The sequence below is a fragment of the Vibrio sp. SCSIO 43097 genome (genome assembly GCF_023650755.1).
Classification (GTDB): Bacteria; Pseudomonadota; Gammaproteobacteria; order Enterobacterales; family Vibrionaceae; genus Vibrio; species Vibrio alginolyticus.
Window position 1 is genome coordinate 1,695,514 of record NZ_CP071840.1, and the last position, 19,490, is coordinate 1,715,003.

At 42.5% G+C, this 19,490-nt stretch carries 20 protein-coding genes; 13 read left to right on the forward strand and 7 right to left on the reverse strand.

The genetic code is table 11. The annotated features are described in order from the left end of the window. Positions 1-197: 197 nt before the first annotated feature. The 3 genes from J4N40_RS08590 to J4N40_RS08600 all read right to left on the reverse strand — a co-directional run bounded on the left by J4N40_RS08590 (position 198) and on the right by J4N40_RS08600 (position 3,560). Positions 198-1,919 carry an ATP-binding protein gene (locus J4N40_RS08590; RefSeq protein WP_025766635.1) on the reverse strand — a complete coding sequence of 574 codons (1,722 nt, stop codon included), beginning with the start codon at positions 1,917-1,919 and terminating at the stop codon, positions 198-200. After that, on the reverse strand, positions 1,909-3,090 hold the full coding sequence (locus J4N40_RS08595) for an FIST signal transduction protein (RefSeq protein ID WP_025766636.1): 1,182 nt from the start codon (positions 3,088-3,090) through the stop codon (positions 1,909-1,911). Before J4N40_RS08595 ends, J4N40_RS08590 begins: the two co-directional genes overlap by 11 nt. Positions 3,091-3,203: 113 nt before the next feature. Further along, positions 3,204-3,560, reverse strand: a complete 357-nt coding sequence (locus J4N40_RS08600; protein WP_005377473.1) for a hypothetical protein — start codon at positions 3,558-3,560, stop codon at positions 3,204-3,206. Between the two features lie 257 nt (positions 3,561-3,817). Between J4N40_RS08600 and ccoN the strand changes: the two genes are divergently transcribed. From ccoN to uspE, 10 genes are all read left to right on the forward strand, one after another. After that, positions 3,818-5,245: a cytochrome-c oxidase, cbb3-type subunit I gene (gene ccoN, locus J4N40_RS08605; RefSeq protein WP_005396488.1), complete on the forward strand. Its 1,428-nt coding sequence runs from the start codon at positions 3,818-3,820 to the stop codon at positions 5,243-5,245. A gap of 12 nt (positions 5,246-5,257) precedes the next feature. Next, a complete protein-coding gene (ccoO, locus tag J4N40_RS08610; protein WP_005377475.1) occupies positions 5,258-5,878 on the forward strand; it encodes a cytochrome-c oxidase, cbb3-type subunit II in 621 nt (206 codons plus the stop codon). Positions 5,879-5,887: 9 nt separating this feature from the next. Beyond that, positions 5,888-6,061, forward strand: a complete 174-nt coding sequence (locus J4N40_RS08615) for a cbb3-type cytochrome oxidase subunit 3 (protein WP_005377485.1) — start codon at positions 5,888-5,890, stop codon at positions 6,059-6,061. Next, the gene (gene ccoP / locus J4N40_RS08620; RefSeq protein WP_005377487.1) at positions 6,061-7,035 is read left to right on the forward strand and encodes a cytochrome-c oxidase, cbb3-type subunit III; all 975 of its coding nucleotides are present in this window, start codon (positions 6,061-6,063) and stop codon (positions 7,033-7,035) included. Before J4N40_RS08615 ends, ccoP begins: the two co-directional genes overlap by 1 nt. A 105-nt stretch (positions 7,036-7,140) precedes the next feature. Then, positions 7,141-7,617: a FixH family protein gene (locus J4N40_RS08625; protein WP_005377489.1), complete on the forward strand. Its 477-nt coding sequence runs from the start codon at positions 7,141-7,143 to the stop codon at positions 7,615-7,617. Positions 7,618-7,621: 4 nt separating this feature from the next. Continuing rightward, positions 7,622-9,985, forward strand: a complete 2,364-nt coding sequence (locus tag J4N40_RS08630) for a heavy metal translocating P-type ATPase (RefSeq protein ID WP_171346169.1) — start codon at positions 7,622-7,624, stop codon at positions 9,983-9,985. Positions 9,986-10,000: 15 nt separating this feature from the next. Further along, positions 10,001-10,165, forward strand: a complete 165-nt coding sequence (gene ccoS / locus J4N40_RS08635; protein ID WP_005377493.1) for a cbb3-type cytochrome oxidase assembly protein CcoS — start codon at positions 10,001-10,003, stop codon at positions 10,163-10,165. 8 nt (positions 10,166-10,173) lie between these two features. Next, on the forward strand, positions 10,174-10,854 hold the full coding sequence (locus J4N40_RS08640; protein ID WP_017634899.1) for a sulfite exporter TauE/SafE family protein: 681 nt from the start codon (positions 10,174-10,176) through the stop codon (positions 10,852-10,854). A gap of 90 nt (positions 10,855-10,944) precedes the next feature. After that, entirely contained in the window at positions 10,945-11,691 is a 747-nt protein-coding gene (fnr, locus tag J4N40_RS08645) for a fumarate/nitrate reduction transcriptional regulator Fnr (RefSeq protein ID WP_005377497.1), read from the forward strand. Positions 11,692-11,871: 180 nt separating this feature from the next. Continuing rightward, positions 11,872-12,819, forward strand: a complete 948-nt coding sequence (uspE, locus tag J4N40_RS08650; RefSeq protein WP_005377500.1) for a universal stress protein UspE — start codon at positions 11,872-11,874, stop codon at positions 12,817-12,819. Positions 12,820-12,960: 141 nt separating this feature from the next. On the opposite strand, the gene ttcA is transcribed toward uspE, so the two are convergent. The 4 genes from ttcA to J4N40_RS08670 all read right to left on the reverse strand — a co-directional run bounded on the left by ttcA (position 12,961) and on the right by J4N40_RS08670 (position 16,356). Next, entirely contained in the window at positions 12,961-13,854 is an 894-nt protein-coding gene (gene ttcA / locus J4N40_RS08655) for a tRNA 2-thiocytidine(32) synthetase TtcA (RefSeq protein WP_005377502.1), read from the reverse strand. A 199-nt stretch (positions 13,855-14,053) separates the two neighbouring features. Next, positions 14,054-14,716 (reverse strand): DUF2987 domain-containing protein, encoded by a 663-nt coding sequence (locus J4N40_RS08660; protein WP_042522976.1) that lies wholly within the window; start codon positions 14,714-14,716, stop codon positions 14,054-14,056. A 13-nt stretch (positions 14,717-14,729) separates the two neighbouring features. Continuing rightward, positions 14,730-15,566 carry a glucosaminidase domain-containing protein gene (locus tag J4N40_RS08665; RefSeq protein WP_017634900.1) on the reverse strand — a complete coding sequence of 279 codons (837 nt, stop codon included), beginning with the start codon at positions 15,564-15,566 and terminating at the stop codon, positions 14,730-14,732. Beyond that, positions 15,559-16,356, reverse strand: coding sequence for a DUF2189 domain-containing protein (locus tag J4N40_RS08670; RefSeq protein WP_005377508.1), 798 nt, complete (start codon positions 16,354-16,356; stop codon positions 15,559-15,561). The genes J4N40_RS08665 and J4N40_RS08670 overlap by 8 nt, the downstream gene beginning before the upstream one ends. 400 nt (positions 16,357-16,756) lie before the next feature. Here J4N40_RS08670 and potA point away from each other — a divergent pair, with 400 nt between their 5' ends. Genes potA through potC form a run of 3 tightly spaced genes read left to right on the forward strand, consistent with a single transcriptional unit; the run spans position 16,757 to position 19,483 of the window. Then, on the forward strand, positions 16,757-17,872 hold the full coding sequence (potA, locus tag J4N40_RS08675) for a spermidine/putrescine ABC transporter ATP-binding protein PotA (RefSeq protein ID WP_216613637.1): 1,116 nt from the start codon (positions 16,757-16,759) through the stop codon (positions 17,870-17,872). Then, entirely contained in the window at positions 17,853-18,713 is an 861-nt protein-coding gene (gene potB / locus J4N40_RS08680; RefSeq protein ID WP_005377512.1) for a spermidine/putrescine ABC transporter permease PotB, read from the forward strand. The genes potA and potB overlap by 20 nt, the downstream gene beginning before the upstream one ends. Further along, positions 18,713-19,483 carry a spermidine/putrescine ABC transporter permease PotC gene (gene potC, locus J4N40_RS08685; RefSeq protein ID WP_005389180.1) on the forward strand — a complete coding sequence of 257 codons (771 nt, stop codon included), beginning with the start codon at positions 18,713-18,715 and terminating at the stop codon, positions 19,481-19,483. Before potB ends, potC begins: the two co-directional genes overlap by 1 nt. The last annotated feature ends 7 nt before the right edge of the window (positions 19,484-19,490 follow it).

A 19,490-nucleotide genomic window follows, 5' to 3' on the forward strand; every position in this document is an offset into this window, starting at 1 on the left:
TGCGCATTATGTATATTATGTTAAATTAAATATTGCTGTACGCTAAATGCTGTCTGAGTATGCTCCTATTCCCCTGCAGATTTTAAATTTAAGGGCCTTACTGTAAGTATTAAACATAATGGTTATTTACCATAAAATACTTAATATAGATCTTAATAATCTATCGATTGTTAAGATCTATATTAACGCCTTTTTGCTTATTGAAATGACTGTATAGCTTCAAAGATATCTTGTCTTCTAACTGGCTTGGAAATGAATCCGTCCATACCGGCATCCAGGCATTTATCTCTATCGCTTTCTAGCGCATGTGCAGTTAACGCTATAATTGGGGTCCTGAGACCTTTATCTCGAATAAGTCTTGTTGCGGTAATTCCATCCATCACTGGCATCGAGACATCCATGAGAATCAAATCGATTAAATCCTCATTCTCTTCTAAAAATGTTAATGCCTCTGCTCCATGGCTTGCGATATGAACATTATGGCCAAGCTTATTTAAGATAAGCTTTATTACGAACTGATTCGACTCGGTATCTTCTACGACGAGAAGTTCCATTGCTTTTGTCGGTTGATTGGTTTCGATTCTAACTGGACGATTTTGATTACAACGAGTCAAAACTGGAATCGAAATCGTAAAGGTTGAACCAACATGCTCATCACTTTTAACGGCAATCTTGCCACGCATCATTTCAACTAAATGCTTGGTTATTGCGAGTCCCAGTCCTGTACCACCAAAGCGTCTCGTGATGGAACGGTCTCCTTGATGAAATGCCGTAAACAAGTGCTCTTGCTTTGCTTTAGATATACCAATTCCAGTGTCAGATATTGAGATCACAAGTTCAGCATCTTGCTCAGATACAGAAACTTTTACTTCACCTTCGTCTGTAAACTTTATTGCATTCCCTATTAGATTAAACAGGATTTGAGATAACCGCGTGGAGTCAATCCAAAATTGTTTGTCATTAGTGACAGTACAGTTGAGTTTAAATTGGAGATTTTTCTTCTTAGCTATTTGTTTTTGCTGAGAAATAACAAAAGTGACAGTGTCTCTTAAATTAATCCATTGTTCATTGAGCTGAAAGCGACCAGACTCGATTTTAGAGAGATCAAGAATGTCACTGATTATCGCGAGAAGTAACTCTGCAGAGCACTCCATTTGGCTCAACGCATCAATTTGTTCTTCTGACAAGGTTGATTGCTTCAGTATATCTAGCATTCCAAGAACGGAATTTAAAGGGGTTCTTATTTCATGGCTCATCATCGCTAAGAACTCCGACTTAGAGCGGTTCGCAAGCTCTGCTTCTTCTCTTGCTTTAGCGAGCTGAGTTGTTCTTACCTCAACGATACGTTGTAACTTCTCTTTGGTCTCGATATCAATGACCGCCCTTTCAATTAAGGGACGAAACCGCCTCAAGGTTTCCTTATTCTCTATGCTAAAGTGCCCTTTCTGAGCTCCAATAAGTAGGATTACGGTTTGCGTTACTTCTGAACGTATACCAGTTAAAACGACCGAGTTTACATGGCTTTTTATAAAGCTGTTTAAGTTAACAAACTCAGCGAGTTTATCTGGCTCGAACAGTAGAATGCATTCACCATTGAGAGCTCTTTGATAGGTGTTACCGTGTAACCAGGATACATTGTCAAATACGCTATTAGTTGATATCAATGTCCTGAAGGGATATCGCTCACCATCGCGAGTCAGTACAATAAAATCATCGAAGTTGATGTACTTTTTGAGGACATTGTTTAATCCCGTAAATATCTCATGCCGATTCTTTGCCTCACTCATCGCAGATATCGCGGAAAGAATGGCCTTGTTTTCATCAGCGAGTAGTCGTTCTCTTTGTCTAGCCTGCTTTAGCTCAACTAACGCTTCTTGAAGCGCTTCCTGTTGATATATGTCTAAGTATTTATCTTTCATAAGGTTTATGGAATATAGCCGATGAAATCATCAGGTTTCCATGTCCATTCTCACCACCAATAAATCTACCTTGCTCGCCGAAAGTAAAAGGGCAAATAAAAGGCAAATGTTCTAGTTCTTGGTTAATTTGTTCACAAACGCTATTCATGTCTTGCATTAAGTGCAACATGGGACCTGCGCAAAAGATATTTATCACTCCAATTTTTCGAGACTCTTCTAATTTTTGGTTAAAAGCGGCATTGACGACTTTTGCAGCGCGCGCAACGAGATGCTCACGACTTCCTTTCATTAATGTGAGCTCGTCACCCTCTTCTATTCGTGTAAACAACTCGATTCCACCATCTGGCGTCTCACGGATCGGATGGGATAACTTGTAATATGGGCGATCATAGAGATGACCTGCGATCCGCCCTAATGGATAAGCACTCGAGTTTGTAAACAGCATATTATCTTTACCTACTTGGTTATCCTGGTGATTTGTCCACCTTCTATAAACATTGAGCGCAGGTTCATTATCAATTTCAAGTAAGCATCTATCGTTGGTCTTGGTTGCAACACCTTTGATATTAGTTGGTGTATGCCCAGCGCTAAAAGCGATATCAACAGGTTGAGAGGAGTAAAAGAGAGTTAAGCTTAAACCTGAAGTTTGAGAGCCTTGGGCGGTTATCACAGACCATTTCCCAGCGATGTTATTATCAGCGGCCGAACCACCAATAATTGGAATTAGAGTTCCAAATCTTTCATCTATAGACGCAATGATTGATTCCTCTTGCCCTGGTGTAGCATGAAGTAGAATTAAGTTTGGTACCTCTCCTACACGGTTTGCGTTCTCAAGGGCCATATCCAAAGCCTTGGTGACGCTGTCACCTGAGTTGTGATTAGAAATACCAGTACCATAAGCATGAGGACCTGTATCATAAACAGCAAGTGCCGCAATTACTGGGCCTGTATGAAAGCCCTGATCTGTCATTACGGCTTGACATGAACTGGCGCCATGAAAAGGCACACCAGGAAAATGCGCAAGAAACGCTTCTCGAATCAACTCAAAATTGTATTCTTCCGTGTAGTAACACATCACGTAAGACAAGCTCTGTTGTGTCAATTCGGACCTGAGCGTTTTTATCGCTGAGTCTTCATCTTTAATATGAGTAAAAACTGATTGGCAATGCATACGATTTTATAATTGGATATCACTCTGCTGTTATACCATTCCAACCAATTTTCTCTAGGTAAGAAGGTGTTAATTTCATTAATAAGTTACGATTATCTCGTGATAGATCGTATTTATAATTGAACTACAACAATGTTTTCACCTTTTTTAAAGGTGATTTTTTTCGATTCAGGCATGATGTCCCATTCTACTGACTTATGCTTCTCGTTGAGATTGATAAAATTACCAGATTGATTTAGATCAATTTTTAGAGTGCTACTTTCTGTCGTTTCGAGCGAAATTCCCATTGAGTCACGATTAATCGTGATTATTTCTCCTTCAATTGTTACATCGCATCGTTCTTTTTGTGAACAGTCAACGCTATTAACACTCTCGTGTGTAAAGGTACGCCAGAAAAATGCGCCTATTAAAACACTGAGCATGATTAAGATTTGTGCAAGTCGCGCCTTTGTTAACTTTTGTGCAGGCATAATTACTAATATCCTTGTTACAAACTTCAAACTTTTTAAATAAAAAATGATTTCCAGAGGTCCAGTAAGGTTACTACCCTGTCATTGAATTGTTAATTCAAGTATAGTGTCACGCTGAAAATGCCACTTTTTATTAAAGTCAGCAATGGAAATAAGGTGATGATAACACTTGAATTCTAGAGTTTACTTGGGTGGTGTTACGACGCAAGTCGTGTTGGAAGTAAAAGTGTAGTTAATTAGAAATTGGAAGCATGCAAATGAGCCAAGTAAAGCAGCTTGAACAAAACTACAACTATACAGTCGTTCGCCAATTTACCCTTGTGACCATTTTATGGGGCATAGTTGGTATGGCTGTTGGTGTTTTGATTGCCGCTCAATTAGTTTGGCCACAGCTAAACTTTGATACGCCGTGGTTGACGTACAGTCGCTTACGTCCACTGCATACTAATGCGGTAATTTTTGCGTTTGGTACCAGTGCTCTGTTCGCAACGTCTTATTATGTTGTACAGCGCACATGTCAAACACGTCTTTTTGGTGGCCCACTCGTTGCCTTCACCTTTTGGGGTTGGCAAGCAATCATCCTGGCAGCAGCCATTACTTTGCCTCTCGGTTTAACATCGGGTAAAGAGTATGCTGAGCTAGAATGGCCTATTGATATCGCAATTGCGCTAGTATGGGTATCATATGCGGTGGTGTTCTTCGGCACACTAGTGAAGCGAAACACGTCACATATTTATGTGGCAAACTGGTTCTTCGGTGCCTTTATTATCACAGTAGCAGTACTTCACATCGTGAACAGCATGGCTATTCCTGTGTCACTTGGTAAATCTTACTCGATTTACTCGGGCGCAGTAGATGCGATGGTTCAGTGGTGGTATGGACACAATGCGGTAGGTTTCCTACTGACCGCTGGTTTCCTAGGTATGATGTACTACTTCGTTCCTAAACAAGCTGAACGTCCTGTTTATTCTTACCGTCTATCTATCGTTCACTTCTGGGCACTTATTTCTCTATATATTTGGGCAGGCCCTCACCACCTTCATTATACAGCGCTACCAGACTGGACTCAGTCTCTAGGTATGGTTATGTCGCTGGTTCTATTTGCTCCTTCTTGGGGTGGTATGATCAACGGTATTATGACGTTATCTGGTGCATGGCATAAGCTTCGTTATGACCCTATCCTACGTTTCCTAATCGTTTCACTGTCGTTCTACGGTATGTCTACCTTTGAAGGCCCGATGATGTCGATTAAGACGGTTAACGCACTTTCTCACTACACAGACTGGACCATTGGTCACGTTCACTCTGGTGCGTTAGGTTGGGTTGCGATGGTTTCTATCGGCTCTGTATATCACTTGGTACCTCGCCTATTTGGCCAAGAGCGTATGTACTCTGTTGGTCTAGTTAATGTGCATTTCTGGCTAGCAACAATCGGTACCGTTCTTTACATCGTTGCGATGTGGATCTCTGGTGTAATGCAAGGTCTTATGTGGCGCGCGGTTAACTCTGACGGTACGCTAACTTACAGTTTTGTTGAATCTGTAGAAGCGTCTTATCCGTTCTACTTTGTACGTTTCCTTGGCGGATTTATCTTCCTATCTGGTATGTTCCTAATGGCATACAACACGTACAAAACGGTAAGTGCACCTAAAGAAAGCCTAAAAGCTATCCCACATCCGGCATAAGGAGATTTAAGAATGAGTAATAATTCTAATAATCGCCATGAAATCTTAGAACGTAATGTCGGTTTGTTGGCTATTTTTATCGTGTTTGCTATCAGTTGGGGTGCTCTTGTAGAGATCACTCCTCTGATTTTCCAAAAGCAAACGACTGAACCTGTAGAAAATCTGCGCGCTTACACTCCTTTGGAGATGGAAGGCCGTGATATCTACATCCGTGAAGGTTGTAACGTCTGTCACAGCCAGATGGTTCGTCCTTTCCGCTCAGAGACTGAACGTTACGGTCACTACTCTGTTGCTGGTGAGAGTGTTTGGGAACACCCATTCCTTTGGGGCTCTAAGCGTACAGGCCCGGATTTAGCTCGTGTTGGTGGTCGTTATTCTGACGAATGGCACCGTGTTCACCTGTTAGATCCTCGTGAGCTTGTACCTGAGTCAAACATGCCAGGTTTCCCGTGGCTAGCTGAAAACGTTTTAGACGGTAAGCTAACTCAGAAGAAACTTGAGCTATTTCGTGATCAGTTCGGCGTTCCATACACTGATGAAGAGATCGCGAATTCGGCTAAAGAAGTAGAAGGTAAAACAGAGATGGATGCAATCATCGCTTACCTTCAGTCTCTTGGTCATGCAATGAAGTAAGGGGATCATATGGATTTCGGTACAATTCATAGTATTTATACCGTTGTACTCTTCGCTAGTTTTATTGGCATCGTATGGTGGGCATTTAGTAAAAAGCGTAAAGCACGCTTTGAAGAAGATGCCAACTTGGTGTTTGCTGACGAAGAACAAAAGACCCCTAATAACCAAGGAGTGAAGAAGTAATGACTACATTCTGGAGTCTCTGGATTATCGTGATTACTGTCGGTACGCTAGTAGGCTGTGCGATTCTCCTGACTTGGTGCGCTAAAGATAAAATGGGCGTCGAGGAAGGGGAAGACATGGGCCACGAGTACGATGGTATTCGCGAGCTAAACAACCCTCTACCAAAGTGGTGGACTTACCTGTTTGTAAGCACATTTGTGTTCGCAGCAGTTTACCTTGCCCTATTCCCAGGTCTAGGTAGCTTCAAGGGCTTTTTAAACTGGCAGAGTTCGGCTCAAACCGTTCGCTCACTAGAAGAGTCAAAAGAAGCCATCGCTGCAGCACAAGAGAACAAGCAACTAAACCAATATGCAAAAGAACTGGATGATGCCGACGCTTACTTCGGCGAAGCATTCCGTAAACTTGCGCACAATGACAGTGGTCTACGCCCAATTCCTGAAATTGCGCAAGATCCTGAAGCATTAAAAGTTGGTCAGCGTTTGTTTTTGCAAAACTGTTCTCAATGCCATGGCTCTGATGCACGTGGTCAGAAAGGCTTCCCTAACCTGACTGATGATGCATGGCTATATGGTGGCGAGCCAGCAGCGATCGTTACAACCATCATGCACGGCCGTATTGGTCAAATGCCAGCATGGAAAGATGCCCTTGGTGAGCAAGGTGTTCAAGAAGTTGTAAGTTACACACTTAGTTTATCTGGTCGTAAAGTAAATGCTCGTGAAGCCGCGGCAGGTAAAGCACGCTTCGTAGTGTGTGCTGCTTGTCATGGTACCGATGGTAAGGGTAACCCTGCAGTCGGTGCGCCTGACCTTACAGACCAAGACTGGTTATTTGGTGACTCTCGTGCAGCTGTAACAGAAACCGTAATGAACGGACGCTCAGGCGTAATGCCTGCGTGGAAAGACATTTTGGGTGAAGATAAAGTTCAGCTCGTTGCCTCATATGTCTGGAGTTTAAGTAACTCAGAGAGTAAGTAACTGAGATATTACGTAACATAGCAATAACAGCCCCTTTCATAGGGGCTGTCTTTCCTTTAAATTTAACGCCTTACATTTTTTCATTTAGCTGTTGAGAACTTTTTTATGGTAAAGCCTTGGTATAAACAATTTTGGCCGTGGTTCCTAATCATCCTTCCTCTTACTGTCGTAGTTTGGACTGTGATTACTGTGGTCGTTTTCTCGAACAACTCTGTTTCTTTAGTCGCCGAGGATTACTATAAAAAAGGCAAAGGCATTAATATCGACATTAGTAAAATGAATGTCGCTCGTGACCTAGGTCTTAACGCTGAGATTTCCTCTGAAAATAACAATGTTGTGATTGTTTTCGCTAAAGGGAAGCTACCTCATTACCCTGCTCTAACGGCCACTTTCACTCATCGTACTCTTCCTGATCGTGACTTCACAAAGCTTGTAACAGCGGATGCATCTGGTAATTACCGACTAAAAGCTGAGGAATCTATTCAAGGACCATGGTTTGTTGAACTACAACCACACGACAAGCAATGGATGATCCAAGGTAAAGTTGAGTTTCCTGCCTCTTCAACACCGTTAATGAAGTAAGCATATGTGTAAATCCTGTTATCACTGCGGTGAAGATGTACCAGCCAACACGGATTTCAAAGTAGAAATATTGGGTGAAATTCGCGACATGTGTTGTCCGGGCTGCGAAACTGTGGCGCAGACTATTGTCGATAGTGGTCTTGTATCATATTACCAATACCGCACTGCGCCTGCAGAAAAGGCAGATCTAGTACCAGAGCAACTCCAAGCTTTAATTCATTATGACAATGCGGATGTACAATCTGAATTCGTACGAAATCGCGAAAATGTTTCTGAAGTAACCCTTTCTTTGGAAGGCGTTTCATGTGCCGCTTGTGCGTGGTTAATCGAAAAGCAAGTTTCTAATACGGCCGGGTTGGTATCTATCCGTGTTAATACAACCACCAATCGAGCGTTACTAGCCTGGGATAAAACTCAGGTACGGTTAAGCGAGCTCCTTTCCGTTATTCATAAACTTGGTTACAAAGCTGCACCTTTTGAAGCAGATAAGCAAGAAGCCTCTTACCATCGAATGATGAAGCAATATCTATATCGGCTAGGTATTGCAGGTTTAGCAACCATGCAGGTCATGATGCTCGCCGTTGCACTGTATCTCGAAGTCTTTGGTGATTTAGAGCCAGAGTTTAAAAGTTACTTTCGTTGGGTAAGTTTGATTTTTGCTACTCCTGTTTTGCTTTATTCCGCTCTTCCATTTTACTTAAACGCATGGCGCAGTATCAAAGGCCGAACCCTTGGTATGGATGTCCCGGTTTCTATCGCGTTGATCTTTGCCTATGTTGCAAGTTTAGTTGCAACAGTAACTGAACAAGGCGAAGTCTTCTTTGAATCTATCTCGATGTTTACCTTCTTTTTGTTAGTAGGTCGATTCTTAGAGATGCGCGCTCGTCGCAAAGCTGCTGCTGCGAGTGGTAACCTTCTTAAGTTGATTCCTGCAATTGCTACAACGCTGGACGGTGATCAGATACCCGTGAAGACGCTAAAAGTTGGCGATCGTATTCGCGTTCTACCTGGTGAACATATCCCCGCTGACGGTAAAGTTATTTCAGGCCGTATTCATATTGATGAATCCATGTTAACGGGTGAGTCAGTGCACGTTGTGAAACGAGAAGGCGATGTCGTCTATGCGGGAACGCTAAACGGAGACGAATCATTTGAACTTGAGGTAGTAAGCTCAAAGGCCGATTCAATGATTTCTAACATCGTGCGTTTACAAGATGAAGCTCAACACTCCAAACCTAAAATTGCGGAAATTGCAGACATTGTCGCCCGTTACTTTGTTGGTGTGATTCTTATTATCTCTGCTGGTACTTGGTTTTACTGGCATCAAACAAAACCAGATGATGCGTTTTGGATCATGCTGTCTGTGTTAGTCGCTACATGCCCATGTGCGCTATCTCTGGCTACTCCGACCGCTCTCACTTGTGCTACCTCTAGAATGGGTAATTTTGGCATTTTGCTTCGTAAAGGCCATGTGTTTGAGACACTATGTAAGATCAACCACTTAGTTGTAGATAAAACAGGCACTCTAACGAAAGGTGATATTGAGATCTGTGAAACAAAGGTACTTAGTGATCTCCCACAGAAAGATTGTCTATCACTAGCTGCAGCTTTAGAGGCTCATGCAAACCACCCTATCGCTCGTTCTTTTGCAACTTACACCAATGATGACTTTATCGTGTCTGACGTGCAAAACGTGATTGGTTCAGGGATTGAGGGTATGTGGAATGGCAAAATCGTTAAGATAGGTAGTGCTGCTTTTGTTCAAGGCAAAGAAAGTGGTGAAAGCCAGGCGGTCTATCTGTCGGTTGGTGGCAAGCATGTCGCTAGCTTTTACTACCGCGACCCTATCCGAAAAGAAAGCAAAGCCTTTATTCAACGTTTTGCTGACGCTGGAATTAAGACAACCCTGCTAACTGGTGATTCTCTCTCAAACGCCCAACCAGTGGCGAATGAAATTGGTATCGATCACATCGTCGCGTCAGCAAAGCCAGAAGATAAGCTTGCATACCTTAAGAGCTTGGACGAAAACAGTATCACTATGATGGTTGGTGATGGAATCAATGACGCGCCGACTCTCGCCGGAGCTCACCTTTCTGTCGCAATGGGCGGTGGTACAGATGTCGCTAAAGCTTCTGCAGATATGACGTTACTTGGGGATAATCTAGAAAAGCTACTAGAAGCACGTTTGCTTGCACTGCGTACAAGAAAGATTATTCGAGAAAACTTGGCTTGGTCTTTGGGTTACAACCTGTTAATTTTGCCTTTGGCGGTCGCAGGTTTAGTGGCTCCCTACATTGCAGTAGTTGGCATGTCTGCAAGCTCAATTATCGTTGTATCTAACTCTTTGCGCCTGCTCAAAGAGAAATAAGTAGAGAAAGCAAACATGGAAAGTCTTTATATATTGATTCCCATCGCTATCGTTCTCGTTTGTGTTGCTGTCGCCGTTTTTCTTTGGGCGGTAAGAAGCGATCAGTTTGAAGATCTTGAACGGCAAGGGCACAACATTCTTCTCGACGAAGAAGACCAATCTAATAGTGATAAAAAGTAGCGACCTTTATGACTCCTGATTTTATCGGTGCGTTGATGATCGGCTTAGTAGGAGCCGGTCATTGTATGGGTATGTGTGGTGGTATCGCGTCTCTACTTACCATGGGCTCTTCTGCTAAAAATAAAACTACCCCTCTTATCCCCCTCTTCTACAACCTCGGACGATTGATCAGTTATACCTTAATAGGTGCATTAGTGGGTGGTGCTATATCAGGTTTATCTGAGCTTAGTGGGTTAACGCACTCTCTTGCTTGGTTAAGGCTGATTGCTGCGTTATTCATGATCCTGGTCGCGCTGTATATTGCTAAATGGTGGCAAGGCTTACTTTTAATAGAAAAGCTAGGGCAGTATATCTGGCGCTTTATCTCGCCGGCAGGGAAGAATCTGTTGCCACTAAAGCATCCTCTTCACGCGTTGCCATTTGGCTTTATTTGGGGTTGGTTACCATGTGGCTTAGTTTATTCAGCGCTTACTTGGTCGGCGGTTTCTGGTAGTGCGATGAACGGCGGCCTAATTATGCTTGCGTTTGGGCTCGGAACGCTACCTGCAATGCTTATTATTGGATACGGTGCCAATCATTTTCAGAAATTACAAAAATCATTAATATTTAGAAATATTTCAGCATTAATCCTTATTGGCTATGGTACGTATACCGCTGTAGGAGCCTTAGCGTTACTCGGTTTCATATAACGTTAAACTCTATTGAGGTGACATTTTTGCTACCCTTTAGGATTAAGCGATGCTAAAATATTGATGTATATCAAATAGTGAAAGGTTGTTATGATTTCTGAAAAACCTGCAACAAAGCGTATCCAATCAGGCGGTTGCGCCATTCATTGCCAAGATTGTAGCATTAGTCAACTGTGTATCCCGTTCACTCTAAATGAGGCAGAACTTGATCAGCTTGACCAAATCATCGAACGTAAGAAGCCTATTCAAAAAGGACAAGAGCTTTTTAAGGCCGGTGATGAGCTAAAATCGCTATACGCTATCCGCTCTGGTACCATCAAGAGCTATACGATCACAGAGCAAGGTGATGAGCAAATCACAGCGTTTCACTTAGCTGGAGACTTAGTCGGTTTCGATGCTATCACTGGTGACTCCCACCCTAGCTTTGCTCAAGCACTCGAAACGTCGATGGTATGTGAAATCCCATACGAAATTTTAGACGATCTATCGGGTAAGATGCCTAAACTTCGCCAGCAAATCATGCGTTTGATGAGTAACGAAATTAAAGGTGATCAGGAAATGATTTTGCTTCTTTCTAAAAAGAATGCAGAAGAGCGACTAGCTGCTTTCCTTTACAACCTATCAACACGTTTTTCTCAGCGTGGCTTCAGCCCTAGAGAGTTTCGTTTAACTATGACTCGTGGTGATATTGGCAACTACCTTGGTCTTACAGTCGAAACGATCAGTCGTTTGTTAGGTCGTTTCCAGAAATCTGAGATCCTAAGCGTAAAAGGCAAATATATCACTATCTTAGACCACGATGCATTGATGGAACTTGCTGGTGTAACTAAAGAATAATACACCCTAATTATTGATGTAGCTCGAAAATGAGCTACATCATATTTCTCATAAATTCCTTTCGAAAGTCCTCAAAAAGTTCTCCAAACTAAGCTACAGTAAAAATGTACGGTGAGTACTCCAAAATACTGATTTAATTTACATTCAGTATCTGGTTTTGCAATAGAAGTGGGCTTAGTTATGAGTATATACAGTAAGATCCTTGTTGTAGCTGACATCAATAATGATGAGCAGCCCGCACTTGCAAGAGCTGTTCAATTAGCTCAGAAAAGTGTATCTAGAAGCCGAATCACTTTCTTTTTATCCATTTACGATTTCTCGTATGACATGACGTCAATGCTATCAGTGGATGAAAGAGATGCTATGCGTCGAGGTGTCATTCATCAGCGTGAGCAGTGGATGCGTAAAATTGCTCAACCATACCTAAACGATGGCTTCGACTTTGATGTTTGTGTTGTCTGGCACAACCGCCCTTATGAGGCGATTATTGCTGAAGTCTATGCAGGCAATCATGACCTAGTCATCAAAGGCACACGTAAGCATGATGTTTTAGAGTCTGTCATTTTCACACCGACAGATTGGCACTTGTTGCGAAAATGCCCTATTCCAGTGCTTCTTATCAAGAATGCTGCTTGGCCGGAACAAGCAAGTATCCTTGCCTCAGTACATGTGGGCTCAGAAAACCCGACTCATATTGATCTCAACGATACGATGGTCGAGCGATTAAAAGAAATCACCACTCGGCTTGAGGCCAAGCCATATCTTGTTAACGCCTACCCCGTTACACCGGCGAACATTACGATTGAACTTCCTGAATTTGACCCAACGACTTATACCGATGCAGTGCGAGGTCATCATTTAACGGCTATGAAAGCACTACGCCAAAAACATGGTCTTGATGAAGAACAAACGATAGTTGAGCAAGGTTTACCTGAAGATGTCATTCCGGCAGCTGCAGAGCGCTTGAACGCAGCAATGGTTATTTTAGGTACCACAGGGCGAACAGGGCTTTCTGCTGTCTTTATTGGTAATACAGCGGAGCACGTAATTGATAAAATAAATTGCGACGTGTTGGCTCTAAAACCAAAAGGCTACATTAGTCCTCTCGATCCAAATACAGCAACCTAATCTCTCTTTAGTATTGTTATGTATTGAGCGCTTTCAAATAAGCGCTAATAAATCCCCCCGAATACAGGGGGATTTTTGTTTGGGAACAGTTAAAGCGTTGGGTACAAAAAAGGAGGTCTAATTGACCTCCTTTTTTACGAGTTAGATGTTCGTAACATCGATGAACATTGATTCATCAATATTCGTCGAAGAAACGACAGCCTCATTAAATTCATACTCTTCGCGGTTACCTTCACGATCTAGCGGTAAGTTAACAAAGTCGAACAATTCGCGGTCTGCTAGTTGGCTTGGGCTTACGTTTTGAATTGATTTAAAAATCGCTTCTACACGCCCTGGCGTCTTCTTATCCCACTCAATCAACATTGCTTTTATAGATTGACGTTGAAGGTTCTCTTGAGAGCCACAAAGGTTACACGGAATAATTGGGAAATCCTTGTGCTCAGCGTATTTGATCAGATCTTTTTCACGACAGTAAGTCAATGGACGAATGACCACGTTACGGCCATCATCAGAGCGTAGCTTTGGTGGCATCGCTTTAAGGCGAGAGCCGTGGAACATATTCAAGAACATTGTTTCGACGATGTCATCCATGTGATGGCCTAGCGCAAGCTTAGTTGCACCAATCTTCTCTGCAAATGAATACAGCGTACCACGTCGCAGGCGTGAACACAGACCACAAGTGGTTTTGCCTTCTGGTACCTTCTCTTTTACGACGGAATACGTGTCCTTATCGACAATATAGTAAGGGATATTCAGTGTTTCGAAATACTCTGGCAGAATGTGCTCCGGGAAGCCCGGTTGTTTTTGGTCTAGGTTTACTGCAACCACTTCAAATTTGATTGGCGCAGCTTTTTGAAGATTCAACAGGATATCAAGCATCGCGAATGAATCTTTACCACCGCTAATACATGCCATCACAACATCGCCTTCTTCGATCATGTTGTAATCAGTAATGGCATTTCCAACATGTCTTCTCAGGCGTTTCTGAAGCTTGTTGAATTCTAGGGTTTCTTTTCTTGTATCTATTTGGTTCATTGCGGGCTCTCACATCGCCGATAAATCGACTAGGACTTCCTAACATGGGTTTCTTTGGGGCGTGGATTATACGAGCTTTTTACACAGGATTAAATGCTTGTCTTATTGAGTCTTTAAGAAAAGAGTGTGAAAGATACTTTAGTTACGGTCACAAATGAAAAAAGAGCTGCGATTGCAGCCCTTTCTAAACGTTCAGTGTTCATTTCTTTGCGTTAGGTAGATAAGGTAACACTCGCATCGTCGGTTCTGGTAGTGTCATTGTGCCACCTTGCCCTATTTCACTTAGTGCGACTTGTATCTTGCCATTGACAATTGGCTTTTCGGTTCCGTTTGAGAAAATCACTTTATCATTCAGTTGATTTGCAAACTCCATCGTCACACCTTGAACTTCCGGTGTAAACCAACCCGCAAACATACCGCCTAAATCTTCCAGCATCGTCTGCATTTGAGGTAGAAGAGGCTTAAGTTGCTCGTAAGAAACGTTACCCTGTAATGGTTCTTTGGTCATCACGACAAGTGAGTAATCGCAACGTGTATCTTTTGGGGTATCGATAAAAACCAACGGATTCGCTGACTTTAAGTTTTTATCAACAGGTAAAGGCAACTCTTGTGAAGCAGGGATAACAAACTCTTCATAGTGCTCTTCTTTTTCCATCCAAGCTTTTTCTATCGTACAAATTTGTTTAGTTTTTGCGTCCACAAAAAAGACACCAACTTTCACATCGTCATGCCCTTCTTTATTGTTGTTTTTTAGTTGAGTGTATAACTTTGAGTACGTGAACATGTACTCTTGAGCTTGGGTTATCGGCGATACAAGAATTAGCGCCGCACTTCCCAATAGACTTAGGCTTAACTTTTTCATTTTATCCGTTATTTTATTGCGTCCAGTAGGCGTTGTTATGACGAATCATAGCGCGAAGATCGTGTACATAGGCGATGCCACGTTCAGAATAGGCTAGCAACCCATGCGTTAACTCTGACGCGGTTGCAACCGTTAACAAGCCCTTGTTCTTTTCAGCCAGAGATGTTCTGATTTCACGCAGGTCTGCATACGCTGGGTTTCGATTAACATTCATAAAGTAGCCATGAACAGACTGTTGTACAGAATCGAATTTTTCAACTTCATGAACTTTGTTAGCGCCACGTTGCGCTGGAACAATTCCACAGCCCTTTTTATAACACCATTGGCCGAACAAGTTGTTTGCTTGAGTAGCAAAACGAGAAGTGCCCCACGCAGATTCATTTGCCGCTTGAGTTAGAACCAAGGCTTCAGGTAAGACGTTCACTCGCACAAGCATCTCGTCTAGCCATGCTTGATCAATCTTATCGTTACTCAAGGGCAACGAATACAGAGATGATAACCGCTGAGCATACTCTTGTTGTTCTTGCGTCACTTGTCCCACCTTTAAAGAGGTAAGAAAGGCCCGCTCATGACGAATTCGTTGATTCTCAAGAGCAATTTTAGGCCTTAAAAAATCAAAAAAAGCAGCTTTTTTCTCTTTCGTATCTTTTATTGAATTGAAGTCTGGGATATCACCGATGTATGGCAAGTGTGATAAATCGACATGCTTAATCTTGCCAGAGAGTACGTCAGGATTTTCCACATATTTAAACTGTTTCTCGTAGTGTAAATATGGGCCTATAGAAATGAAAGTGGCGGCTATACAGGTTGCCGCCACTCGTAAACTTATTGATTTCAAAGAATTAGGCATCAAACACCTGTGAGTTACCATCGTGATCATTATCGTTTTTCTGTGTTGTAACGATCTTAAGCTTAATTCCAAACATTTCGCGGTAGAGTATGCCTTTCAAATGGAAGAAGAATGGCAGCACAAAAATCAAGCCAATACCGTAGAACATTGCTGCAATAATAAACATTAACATCACGCCTAAGTAAAGCCCCGCGACCACAAAAATCTTCTTGTTGATTGCGCGAAGTGATAACAGCAACGCTTGCATTGGTGGCACCCTTTTCTCACAAATCAACAAAATAGAGTGACTAAATGCCAAGGAAAGATACAGCGACAGTAAAGGAAAAATCATACCAACCACACCTTGTAGCATTAAGCTCATGAGCGTTGCTAGAATAACAGGAATGGTGAACTGCAACCCCTTTCCAACATGGCGCAACTTAGTCTTCAGGCCAGCGACATGGCTCATAGCCATCAAGCTGATCCCCGCATAAATTGGTGCGCTAATCACCTCATAACTGAAATTCGCGACATAAATAGAAGACACAATATCGTTTGTGAACGACTCTGGGTTCTCAAATGCATCAAGAATAACGGTCAAATCGCCCAACTGCAGTTTTAATGCAATATAGAAAATACCTAATTGGACAAAAAGCAATACAATAATGGCAGGAGAAAATGATAAAAAGTGCTGGATGGTTGCTCGCCAAGCTTCGTTAAAAACCGCGCCAGCTTTAAGCTCGTAGTTGCCAGACAAAGCTCGCTCTACACTCCCCCCAAGATTGAAATCTTTCTCAAAATCGTCGTTCATAGTTTATCCAAGACTAACTTGTAAAATTTTGACTGGAATTCCAGTCAATTAATGTAATCGTCATTATAAAGAAATCTTTCCACATCTAACATCACAACTCACCTACAATCCTTGCAATCTCAACTGTATGGTTGATAATTAACCACTTTCAAGGTCATGAAATTGAAACAATTGTTGAACAAAGTTTAGTGCTATCAAACTGTGTCTAGATGCCAATTAATCTCATAAAAACAGTATGGTAAGGAATGATGGCTTTTTCCTGCAAAATTATTTCTGTTTCAAGATAAGAAAATGCTTTAATTTCACACTTTTGGTGATTATGATGCGCGCCTCAAAAGTGAATGGTTAGTGTCACATCAGCTGGGATAATCCCGGCTTGAACGTGGGGGAAATACAGACGTTGAACGCAAAACCGCAAGCAGGAAAGCCAGTTATTCGTTTATCTGGTATTAGTAAAAGTTTCGATGGTAAGGAAATCATCGGTAATTTAAATCTGGATGTTAATCATGGTGAATTTCTGACGATTCTCGGGCCTTCTGGTTGTGGTAAGACAACAGTTTTACGCATGATTGCAGGTTTTGAAACGGCAGATAACGGTCAAATTATTTTGGATGACCAGGATGTAACACAGGTTCCTGCAGAGCAAAGGCACGTCAACACGGTATTTCAAAGTTACGCATTGTTTCCACACATGACCGTATATGAGAATGTCGCTTTTGGTCTTCGTATGCAGAAAACGCCTACTGCGGACATTGAACCACGAGTAATGGAAGCGCTACGCATGGTGCGCCTAGAAAAAATGGCTCAGCGTAAGCCTCATCAGCTTTCTGGCGGTCAGCAACAACGTATCGCCATTGCGCGTGCGGTTGTTAACAAACCAAAAGTACTGCTGCTAGATGAATCTCTATCTGCACTTGATTACAAACTGCGTAAGCAAATGCAAATCGAGCTTAAACAGCTTCAGCGTCAACTTGGTATTACCTTTATCTTCGTTACGCACGATCAGGAAGAGGCCCTATCGATGTCTGACCGCATTATTGTTATGCGCGACGGTGTTATCGAGCAGGATGGTTCTCCACGTGAGATTTACGAAGAGCCGAAGAACCTATTTGTTGCTCGCTTTATCGGTGAGATCAACGTATTCAACGCAACCATGCTAGAGCGTATCGACGAGAAACGTATCCGTGCAGAAATCGAAGGTGTCGAGTCTGTTGTTTACTACGATCAGGAAGCGCAAGCAGGTGACAAACTGCAAGTACTACTTCGCCCAGAAGACTTACGTATCGAAGAGATCAAAGAGTCTGAAGAAAAAGGCATCGTAGGTCACGTAACAGAGCGTACCTATAAAGGTATGACGCTTGATTCCGTTATCCAATTGGATTCAGGCATGCGTGTAATGGTTAGCGAATTCTTTAACGAAGATGATCCTGATGTGGACCACTCACTTGGCCAGAAAGTCGCTATCACTTGGGTTGAGAGTTGGGAGGTAGTCCTCAATGATAAGCAAGAAGATTAATCTTCAAAACGCGATCATTACCTTAATCGTCGGTTGGTTAACACTTTTCGTGTTGGTACCAAATGTGATGATTATCGGTACGAGTTTCTTAACGCGTGATGAAGCAAACTTAATCGAAATGACATTTACTTTCGACAACTACTTACGTCTACTCGACCCCTTGTATGCGAAAGTGCTGATGCACTCGTTCTACATGGCGATTGTGGCGACGTTGTTGTGTTTAGTAATTGGTTACCCATTTGCTTACATCATAGCGAAAATGCCAGAGAAATGGCGCCCATTCATGTTGTTCTTAGTTATCGTACCTTTTTGGACAAACTCTCTTATCCGTACTTACGGCCTGAAGATTGTTCTGGGTACACAAGGTATTTTGAACAAATCATTAATGGCGATGGAAATCATCGATAAGCCATTACGTATTATGTACACCGAAACAGCAGTAATGATTGGTCTTGTGTACATCCTGCTTCCATTTATGATTCTGCCGCTTTACTCGGCAATCGAGAAGTTGGACAACACTTATATCGAGGCGGCGAAAGATCTTGGTGCGAACAAGTTCCAAACCATTACGAAAGTGATTCTACCTCTTACAATGCCTGGCATTATCGGTGGTTGTTTGTTGGTTCTGCTACCAGCACTAGGTATGTTCTACATCTCTGACCTTCTTGGTGGTGCGAAGAACCTACTGATCGGTAACGTCATTAAGAGCCAAGTATTGAACGCTCGTGACTGGCCATTTGGTGCTGCGACCAGTATCGCCCTCACCTTCGCAATGGCTGTGATGCTTTACGCTTACTACAGAGCAGGCAAACTATTGAATAAGAAAGTGGAGCTAGACTAATGGGACGCACAGTTAGATTTAGCTTTATGGCGCTGGTATATGCATTTTTGTATCTGCCGATCATCGTCCTAATTGTTAACTCATTTAATGCCAACAAATTTGGTATGAAATGGGGCGGTTTCACCACGAAATGGTACGAAACCTTAGTAAATAACGACAGCCTAATGCAGGCTGCATGGCATTCATTGAACGTAGCGGTATTTTCAGCGACAGCAGCAACCATCATTGGTAGCTTGACGGCTGTTGCCCTATTCCGTTACTCGTTCAAAGGTAAAGGCGCGGTAAACGGCATGCTGTTTGTCGTAATGATGTCTCCAGATATCGTAATGGCGATTTCATTACTTGCTCTGTTCCTTGTATTGGGCGCACAGCTAGGCTTCTTTACTCTATTGATTGCTCACATCACCTTCTGTCTACCTTTCGTTGTGGTAACAGTGTACAGCCGTTTAAATGGCTTTGATGTGAAAATGTTGGAAGCTGCAAAAGACCTTGGTGCAAGCGAATGGGTTATCTTGAAACAGATCATCCTTCCTCTCGCTAAACCAGCGGTTGCCGCAGGTTGGTTATTGAGCTTTACCCTATCTTTGGACGATGTGATCATCAGCTCGTTTGTAACGGGTCCAACATACGAAATCTTGCCATTGAAGATTTACTCCATGGTTAAGGTGGGCATTTCACCAGAAGTGAACGCCCTAGCAACGGTGATGTTGATTGTTTCTTTGGTCTTGGTAGTAATTTCTCAGTTGCTAGCAAGAGAAAAAGTGAAGTAGAATCCGC